This is a genomic window from Streptomyces montanisoli, assembly GCF_017813245.1.
Classification (GTDB): Bacteria; Actinomycetota; Actinomycetes; order Streptomycetales; family Streptomycetaceae; genus Streptomyces; species Streptomyces montanisoli.
The window spans coordinates 1-8,762 of record NZ_JAGIQL010000211.1 but is presented as its reverse complement, the minus strand read 5'-3'; the positions used below and the strand labels follow the sequence as shown (position 1 = coordinate 8,762).

Genomic DNA, 8,762 nt, shown 5'->3' with positions numbered 1-8,762 from the left:
GCAGCCGGCTTCGCCGGCACCCCGACCACGGATACGTCACCCCACTTGAAACGAGAACCCTTCTGAGGCAGAACCTCGCCCCCGCAGCGTAAGCACCCGCTGTCCAAGTTCAGGGGGGAACTTCAAAGACCTCAAGGCCGCCGGCTGGCAGCCGGACGGAAACGTCACGATCGACGGCGCCACCTTCACGCTGCCGCACTTCGGTGCGGCGGGAGGCGACAACGTCATGGCAGCCAATCAGACGATTCAGATGAACGGCGCTAAAGGCAACGCCCTCGTCTTCCTCGCAGCAGCAAACAACGGACTGAGCAGCGCCCCCGATCCCTCAGGCATACTGACCAGCCCGGCAGTCTCAGCCGGGACTCCGGTCGTGGGAACCGGCTGCAGCCTTGGCGACGGAGACTACGAAGGGTGCGTCGTCCCGACGGGGACAGTCACCTACAGCGGATCAGTTGACCCGCAAAGCTACAGCCTGGAAGTGCCCGACTGGGTTTCCGGCCCCACCTCCGCGGCCGTCGTCATGCTCCCGCACCGCAACTCGCCAACTGGCCAGGAAAACCTCAGCACCAAAATTTACGCCTTCGCGATCCCGCTGCAACCCGGCGCAACAGTGGAGTCAGTCACGCTTCCTGACCTGAGCAGCTCCGCCAAGCTGAACGTTCCGGGCTTGCACATCTTCGGTATGGCTGTGCGCGACACAACCAGCGCGCCTGACGGATCCTCCTGGACCAGCGTATGGCACGAGTCCATGGAGGCCAGATTCCAATTCACCAGCATCGGAGAACTCACCAATCAGACCATCCGCATAATCGCTAAGCCCAGCATTTCCGGCGATACGCTGCGCATCCATCTCTCTAACGCATACGGCACTGATCCTCTGGACATCAATCATGTCACTATCGCCCCAAGCGATGTTCGTATGGGTCCATCCCTCTCGGCCTCACCACACGAACTCACCTTCAACAACGGCGATAGTAGCCTAGTGATCCCTGAAGGAGGGGAAGCCTACAGCGACCCAATTTCTATGCCCGTAACGGGAGGCACTCTGCTCGCCGTCAGCCTGTACTTGGCGAATAAAGTGCCGTATATAACGATGAACCCACATCCGTCCTCAGCAACGTGGGGCTATCTCAGCGCTGTCGGTAGCGGCGACCACACCACCGACGTCTCTGACTCGGCATCCACGGCTTTCACGAGCAGCGGCAGCTTGAGCAGCTCCTTCAGCGCAGTCGTCAACAGTATCGACGTGACGACATCTGCTGACCTACCCACAATCGATGTCCTGGGGAATTACTTGATCGACCAAGGCCGTGGAGTTGCTGGAATCTCCTATCCGCTGGCAAGGCGATTCGAAAACGACTCCTCAGGCGCGCCCAAAGACAGCGTTGTAAACTCTGGAGTGGGCGGCAATCTTCTTGCTATCGACGCAGGCGGTCACGCAGGTGGCCGAGCTGCACTCACGAGGCTCGACAGAGATGTCTTGTCTCTACCTAACATCACCACGGTCGTGGTCAATGAAGCCCTCCAAGACGCGATCGCCGGGCATGACGACGTCGAAACGGAGAGAAGCCTCTCGCTGCTTCGCGACCAGTTGAAAGGGTGGGGCATCAAAACGATATTTACCACTCTGACGCCATGTGAGGGGTACGCCCCTTGCACCTCAACGGTGGATACAAATCGAAGAGGTATCAACACATGGATCACCGACCAGGTGGACTTCACCTCACCCACCGTGAACTACCTGGACGCTGAAAGTATCGTAGGGGTGAGCGATCCCACGAGTACCGACGATCCACCGGCCCTGATGCTGAACGACTCATACGATGCGGGCGACCACGTCAACTTGGATGACTCTGGCTACGAAGCCATAGCTGACGGATTCGATCTCGACTCTCTTCGACCAGATATGTGACTTCGGGTCGCATCACGGATACTCGCGAATGACTCCTGCACAGGCACCACGACGCGGCCTGTGCAGGAGGGCGGGCGTGATGCGTGCTCGGATCTTGCACCGGGCGGGCGAACGTCGAACGGCGCGGCCTATCATGATCATGTGATTCCACTCGCAAGATCGTGACGGCCGCGCCCGCGTGACATCCTGCCCGACCCTGCCGGGCTCCCGTCAACCTCGATTCGTCAGCGTGGCTCACCCAGGGCGGCGGGATGAAGGTGATCCAGCAGCACGGCGGTACCGGGGACCGGGCAGAGTGTGAACCTCGATTCGTCTGTGGCGTGATGGGTTCGGTTGGTCCGGCGGGTTGCCCCGGTTTGTCCTGCCGGTCGGTGTGGGGGCCTTCGCATGCGCTGCGGGGGCGTCGGGTTCCACGGGCCCGAGGGTGCTGCTTCCTGTCCTTCCTGGTGTCGTCGGGTTGGGGCCGGCCGTCAGGTCGGGGCCGGGAGCTGGGTGGCCCCCGCTGCCAGGCGGTGGCTGTGGCCCAGGGCCAGGTGCCGGTCCAGGTGGAGGGTGCGTCTGCGGGCGTGGGTGGTGAGGCGGGCAGGGAGATGGTAGAGCTTCATGCGGATGGTTTCCGTTTCGGCGGCGGCGAGTTCGGGTTCGTCGTGCAGGAGGAGGAGCCGGGTCCAGGCGTCCAGGTCGGCGGCGAGGGTGGCGGCCAGCACCCAGGCGGCATTGAGCTGCGAGGACTTCGAGGGCAGCAGGGCGAGACCGACCCGCTTGGCTGCTTTCGCGCGGTCCTCCACCTCGGCGTGATCCCGGTACAGAGCGTCCGCGAACCACCCCTGTCCGGAGCCCGGCACCCCGGACAACCCGTGGTGGGCAGGGATGTTCGTGGCGACGATCTGGTAGCGCCAACCGGTGTGCTTCTCGAAGGTGGTCAGCTTCTTCACGCCCCGGCGCGAGGGCTTGACGCGGCGCGCGATCAACCGCATCCCCTCGGGCCAGCCGGTCAGGCCACGCACCCCGGTCAGCTCGGCGACCTGGTAGGAGACCCATGCGCCGTCCACCCCCTTGATCTCGTGGACCTCGCCGTCCTGCCGCAGCGCGGGAGTCCACACACGCTCGGGCAGCCGTGCGATCGCCTCCTCGTCGGCAGTGTGGATGGCCCAACCGGTCACCCTCCGCGCCCGGCGCCGGCTCGTCGTCAGCGTCTGCAGGTGATCGAGAAGGCCGTGGCTGAAGGCCGCCCCGTCGATCCGCACCAAAAGCTTCACCAGAGCGGCAGGGGGAGTTGCCGCAACGCCGCAGCCAGGACGCTCTTGTGGTCGGCGACGTCGTTGGAGGCGGCGTTGCCCGACCGGAGCAACATCGCCACGCATTCACGGGTGTTGGCCACCCACGCCCCCAGTGGATGATGGCCATACGATCCCTTGAACGTGCCGGCTGCTCCTTCCTTCCGGCTGGTACAGGTCACGATGGTGGCATCCAGTTCGAGGACGTACCAGCCACGAAGTTCTCGTCCGCACACCGAGATCCAGGGGAAACCACCCGGCCGCAGGCCCAGCCAGGTCCACACCACGGCCCGGATTGCGGCGCGGGCTCGTTCGACCCGGGCTGCCACCGGAGCGTCGATGGCCTGCAGCGTGCGGCGCAGCGTGCTGTCGGACACGGGACGGGGGAGCAAGCGGCGCCAGTGCCGCTGGAGTTGCTCGGCCTCCAGGACATTCGTCGCGCCGAGAACGATCGCGCACCGGCCGGCCCTACATGTTGATCATGTGACCGGCCAGCCCGTGGATGGCCTCCTTGACCGCCTCGCCGAGCGTGGGGTGCGCGTGCACGTTGCGCGCGACCTCGTGCACCGTCAGGTCCCACTGCTGGGCGAGCGTCAGCTCGGGAAGCAGTTCGGTGACCTCGGGGCCGATGAGGTGCGCGCCGAGCAGTTCGCCGTAGCGGCCGTCGCTGACGATCTTGACGAAGCCGACCGGGTCGCCGAGCCCGTGCGCCTTGCCGTTCGCCGTGAACGGGAACTTGGCCACCCGGACGTCGAACCCGCGCTCGCGCGCCTGCGCCTCCGTCCAGCCGAAGCTGGCGATCTGCGGATGGCAGTACGTGGCACGCGGGATCATGACGTAGTCGAGCTCCATCGTCTCCGCGTCCGCGATCGTCTCCACCGCCACGATGCCCATCGCCTCGGCGGCGTGCGCCAGCATCAGCTTGGCCGTGACGTCCCCGATCGCGAAGATGTGCGGGACGCTCGTGCGGCAGCGCCCGTCGACGTCGATGGCGCCGCGCTCGGTGAGGCGCACACCGGCGGCCTCCAGGCCGTAGCCCTGGACGTTCGGGGCGAAACCGATGGCCTGGAGCACCTTGTCCGTCTCCAGCGTCCTGCGCTCGCCGCCCTTGTCGACGCTGACGCGCACGCGCGGGCCCGAGTCGTCGATGGACTCGACCGCCGTGCCGGTGAGGACCTCGATGCCGAGCTTGCGGTACTGCTTCGCCAGCTCCTTGGAGACCTCCTCGTCCTCCAGCGGCACCATGCGGTCGAAGAACTCCACGATCGTCACGTCCACGCCGTAACTGCGCAGCACGTAGGCGAACTCCACGCCGATCGCGCCGGCGCCCGCGATGACGATGCTCCCCGGCAGCGTCTCGCTGAGGATCTGGCTCTCGTAGGTGACCACGCGGTCCGACAGCGACGTGCCGGGCAGCAGCCGGGGGGTGGCGCCGGCCGCGATGACGCAGTGGCCGAACGTCACGGTCTCGGTGCCGCCGTCGGTGAGCGCCACCGTCACTGTGTGATCGTCGGTGAACGAGCCGCGGCCGTCGAACTGGGTGATGGCGTTCTTCTTCATCAGGTAGTGCACGCCGCGCACCCGGCCGTCGGCGACCTTGCGGCTGCGCCGGTAGGCGGGCCCGTAGTCGGCCGTCACGTCGCCGCCGACGCCGATGCCGTACGCCTCGGCCTCGTTCGCGACGAACCGCACCATGTCGGCGTTGTGCAGCAGGGCCTTGGACGGGATGCAGCCGACGTTGAGGCAGACACCGCCCCAGTAGCGCTCCTCCACCACAGCGGTGGTCAGGCCGAGTTGCGTGGCGCGCACGGCGGCGGTGTAGCCGCCCGGGCCGGCTCCGAGGACGAGGACGTCGAAATGTTGGCTCACAGAAGGACAATCCTCACGCCGCTCGTGCCGGCGTGCAACCGGATCGCCACGATCGGGGGACGCGATCGTGGCGATCGGTACGCGGTCCTCGTCAGAACGTGGGGCGGATCGCGCCGACCACCTCGCCGTGGCCGAGTACCGGCGCGGTGGCGAGCGCGCTGAGCGTCTCGTCGCCGTCCACGTCGACCCCGAGGCGGCGCAGCGCCGCGACCATCACCACGGGACGCGACCGCTGCGAACCGTCCGCGATCTTGAGGGACACCGCGGAACCGTCCGGCAGGCCCAGCGCGTACACGCCCTCGGCTCCGTCCTTGGCGATCGCGCCCGGCAGCGCGCCCATGAGCCGCGTGACGTCACGGCCCGTGCCGCCGACGTAGCGGGGGTGGGTGTTCATCGCGCGGGTCACGCGGTGTTCGAGGCTGCCTTCGGGCGCCGACGCCATGCGGCCGAAGGCGCGGGCGAGGCCCCGCAGGGTGACGGCGAACAGCGGCGCGCCGCAGCCGTCGACGCCCGTTGACGTGACCTTCTCGCCCGCCATGTCCTCCAGCGTCTCGCGCAGGCCCGCCTGGAGCGGGTGGTGCGGGTCGAGGTAGGTGGCCGTGTCCCACCCGTTCGCGACGCACGTCGCCAGCATCGCGGCGTGCTTGCCCGAGCAGTTCATCGTCAGCGGGGACGGCTGCCCGCCGCCCGCGAGGTACGCGCGCAGCGCGCCCTCGCCGATCGGCAGGGCCGCCGTGCAGCGCAGCGCCTCCGTGCCGAGCCCGGCGGACGCGAGGATCGCCCGCACGCCGTCCAGGTGTATGTCCTCGCCCGAGTGGCTCGCGCACCCCAGCGCCAGCAGCTCGCCGTCCAGGCCGAGCCCGGCGCGGAGCATGCCGAGCGCCTGGAGGGGCTTGTTGGAGGAACGCGGGTACATCGGGGCGTCGACGTCCCCGATGCGCAGGATCTCGGATCCGTCGGGGCCGGTCGCGAGGACCGTCCCGTGGTGCACGGATTCCAGGAAGTCCCCGCGCCATACCTCGGCCACCACGCTGTGCACTGTCACGTCCACCTCTCAGTACGAGTCAACTGTTGACAGTTATCACCTGGCGCGGAAGCTGTCGAGTGCGGGAGTGATTTCGCCGGAAACCCTTGACAGCTGCGGAAACGTCCCTGTCAACTGGCGACTGTCAACACTTTGGACGATCAGGGGAGGCGTCGTCACATGAGCGGGACCCTGCAACGCGGCCTCGCCGTCCAGATCGCCGAGGTGTTGCGCGAACGCCTGCTCGGCGGCCATCTGCGACCGGGAACCCGGATCAACGAGGTGGTGCTCGCCCGGGAGCTCGGAACCAGCCGGGGCCCCCTGCGCGAGGCCGTGCGGCAGCTCGTCAGCGAGGGCCTGCTCGTGCACAACCCCAACCGGGGAGCCACCGTGTTCGCGGCAGGACCTGACGACGTGCGCGCCCTGTTCGAACTGCGCACGGCGCTGGAGACGGCGTCCGCCCGGCTCGCCGCCGAGCGCCGCGACGACAAGGACGTCGCGGCCCTGCGCTCGGCCTGCGCACGGGCACGCAAGACGATCCAGGGCGGCCGGCGCTTCGTGCACCGTCTCGACCTGGACTTTCACCGGACCCTGACGGAGACGGCGCGCAGCCCCCGTGTCGCGGAGCAGCTGTGGCGTGTGCAGCAGCAGATCATCCTGCTGCGCAGCCCGATGGACGTCCCGGCGGCGCACACCGCCGACTCGCTCGACGCCCACGAGGAGATCACCGCCGCGGTCGCGGACGGCGACGGCGATCGGGCCACCGCGCTCATGGACCTCCATCTCGGACGGGTGCTGGCCCACATGACGGCCTCCCTGACCGGGAGCTGATCCCCGCCGGGGCACCCTCCCCGCCGGGCCGCCGGTGCCCCGTACCCGGGGCGCGGCCGCACGACCCGCACGCAGATTCCCCCATACACGCCCAGGCCCACGGCTCACGGCCGGCGGCCCCCTGCCACCCGCGGACCCGTTACCGCCGTCCGCCGACCCGCCCGTCCCGCCGGGCCACTGGAGTACCCGCATGACCGACCCCTCCACCGCGCCGTCGCCCCCACGCGAGCGCCGCACGCCAGGACTGCTCGTCGCCGCGCTCCCCGTGGTGCTGATGCTGACCCTCATGGTCGCGGGGACGCTCTGGCTCGGCCTCGACCCCGTGGTGCTCCTGGTGGCGGCCTGCGTCGTCGCCGGAGTCGTCGCCTGGCGGCTCGGCGTCACCTGGCCGGAGATGCTCGCGGGCATTCGGGAGAAGATCGACGCGGCGATGCCGGCGCTGCTGATCCTCATCTCCATCGGGATGCTCATCGGCACCTGGACGCTGAGCGGCACCATCCCCATGATCGTCGACTGGGGCCTCAAGGTCATCGACCCGTCGTGGATCGTGGTGCTCGCGTTCCTGATCACCATGGTCGTCTCGACGGTGACCGGCACCTCCTGGGGCTCGGTCGGCACCGTCGGCGTCGCCCTGATCGGTGTGGCCGGCGGGCTCGGGGTCTCCCTGCCGATGACCGCGGGCGCCATCGTCTCCGGGGCCTACTTCGGCGACAAGATGTCCCCGATGTCGGACACCACCAACCTGGCTCCCGCCGTGGCCGGTTCGACGCTCTTCGAGCACATCAGGCACCTCCTCTACACGACGGGGCCTGCCGCGGTGCTCGCCGGCGTCCTCTACCTGATCCTGGGCCGCACCCAGCACGCGGACGGGCACGCCGCCCAGCGCACCGACGCCCTGCACACCGTGCTGGAGCAGGGATTCCACTTCAACCTGCTGCTCCTGCTGCCGCCCGCGGTGGTGCTCGTCGGCGCGATCATGAAGAAGCCCCCGCTGCCGACGATCATCGCCTCCTCGGCGGTGGCCGGGATCCTGGGCGCCGCCGTCCAGGGCTTCTCGCTCCAGCAGATCTCCGCCTCCGCCTCGACCGGCTTCACCACCTCCATGCTGGCCGGCCACGGCGGCATCGACCCCGACCACCTGTCCGAGGCCGTGGGCACCCTGCTCAACCGCGGCGGCATGTCGTCCATGGTCTCGACCGTGCTGATCGGCCTCGCCGGGTTCGCCTTCGCGGGCATCCTCACCGAGACCGGCTGCCTGGACGTCCTGATGCGCCGGCTGCTCGGCAAGGTGCGCAGGACGGGCGGGATCATCCTCGCCACCTCGCTGAGCTCGGTGGGCGCGGCGCTCGCCATGGGGGTCTCGTACCTGACGATCATCGTGCCGGGACAGGCGTTCAAGGACGTCTACCCGCAGCGTGGGCTGGCCCCGAAGAACCTGTCGCGCACCCTGGAGGACTCCGGCACCGTCTTCGTGCCGCTCGTGCCGTGGACCGAGGCCGCGACCTACATGTCCACGACGCTGGGCGTCGCGACCATGGCGTACGCGCCGTACGCGTTCCTGAACTACTTCGGCGTGATCATCGCCGTGATCTGCGGCTACACCGGCTTCGGCATCGCGCGCCAGGAGCCGGCACGCCCGGCGGCCGAGAAGCCCGTACCCACCGCGGTCTGAGACGCGGGGGCCCGGGCCGCGGCCGCGGCGGCGGGGGGGGGGGCCTCGCCGCCGGGGCGGGGGGGGTGGCGCCCGGCGCCCCGCTGCCGCGCGGGTGGGGGGGCCGCCCCCCCCTCGGGAGAGGGGGGGGGGGGGGGGGGGGGGGGGGGGGGGGGGGGGGGGGGGGGGGGGGGGGGG

7 protein-coding genes are annotated in these 8,762 nt (G+C 68.9%); 3 read left to right on the top strand and 4 right to left on the bottom strand.

The features are described 5' to 3' along the window. The first annotated feature begins 226 nt into the window (after window positions 1-226). On the top strand, window positions 227-1,912 hold the full coding sequence (locus JFN87_RS29845; RefSeq protein ID WP_209345108.1) for an SGNH/GDSL hydrolase family protein: 1,686 nt from the start codon (window positions 227-229) through the stop codon (window positions 1,910-1,912). A gap of 470 nt (window positions 1,913-2,382) precedes the next feature. Here the strand turns inward: JFN87_RS29845 and JFN87_RS33945 are convergent, their stop codons facing one another. The 4 genes from JFN87_RS33945 to JFN87_RS29825 all read right to left on the bottom strand — a co-directional run bounded on the left by JFN87_RS33945 (window position 2,383) and on the right by JFN87_RS29825 (window position 6,103). After that, window positions 2,383-3,159: a transposase gene (locus tag JFN87_RS33945; RefSeq protein ID WP_209345105.1), complete on the bottom strand. Its 777-nt coding sequence runs from the start codon at window positions 3,157-3,159 to the stop codon at window positions 2,383-2,385. Window positions 3,160-3,167: 8 nt separating this feature from the next. After that, a complete protein-coding gene (locus JFN87_RS34210) occupies window positions 3,168-3,566 on the bottom strand; it encodes a transposase (RefSeq protein ID WP_209345103.1) in 399 nt (132 codons plus the stop codon). A gap of 91 nt (window positions 3,567-3,657) precedes the next feature. Continuing rightward, window positions 3,658-5,058 (bottom strand): dihydrolipoyl dehydrogenase, encoded by a 1,401-nt coding sequence (gene lpdA / locus JFN87_RS29830; protein WP_209345100.1) that lies wholly within the window; start codon window positions 5,056-5,058, stop codon window positions 3,658-3,660. 91 nt (window positions 5,059-5,149) lie between these two features. Further along, entirely contained in the window at window positions 5,150-6,103 is a 954-nt protein-coding gene (locus tag JFN87_RS29825; protein ID WP_307865647.1) for an asparaginase, read from the bottom strand. Window positions 6,104-6,262: 159 nt separating this feature from the next. On the opposite strand from JFN87_RS29825, the gene JFN87_RS29820 reads away from it, so the two are divergent. Both JFN87_RS29820 and nhaC read left to right on the top strand, forming a co-directional pair. Next, on the top strand, window positions 6,263-6,913 hold the full coding sequence (locus tag JFN87_RS29820; RefSeq protein ID WP_209345098.1) for a GntR family transcriptional regulator: 651 nt from the start codon (window positions 6,263-6,265) through the stop codon (window positions 6,911-6,913). A gap of 190 nt (window positions 6,914-7,103) precedes the next feature. Beyond that, window positions 7,104-8,585, top strand: coding sequence for a Na+/H+ antiporter NhaC (nhaC, locus tag JFN87_RS29815; protein WP_209345096.1), 1,482 nt, complete (start codon window positions 7,104-7,106; stop codon window positions 8,583-8,585). The last annotated feature ends 177 nt before the right edge of the window (window positions 8,586-8,762 follow it).

Bases quoted from the DNA above. Each gene is read 5' to 3' on its own strand.
- JFN87_RS29845 (WP_209345108.1), top strand. From the start codon at position 227: ATGGCAGCCAATCAGACGATTCAGATGAACGGCGCTAAAGGCAACGCC.
- nhaC (WP_209345096.1), top strand. From the start codon at position 7,104: ATGACCGACCCCTCCACCGCGCCGTCGCCCCCACGCGAGCGCCGCACG.
- JFN87_RS29820 (WP_209345098.1), top strand. From the start codon at position 6,263: ATGAGCGGGACCCTGCAACGCGGCCTCGCCGTCCAGATCGCCGAGGTG.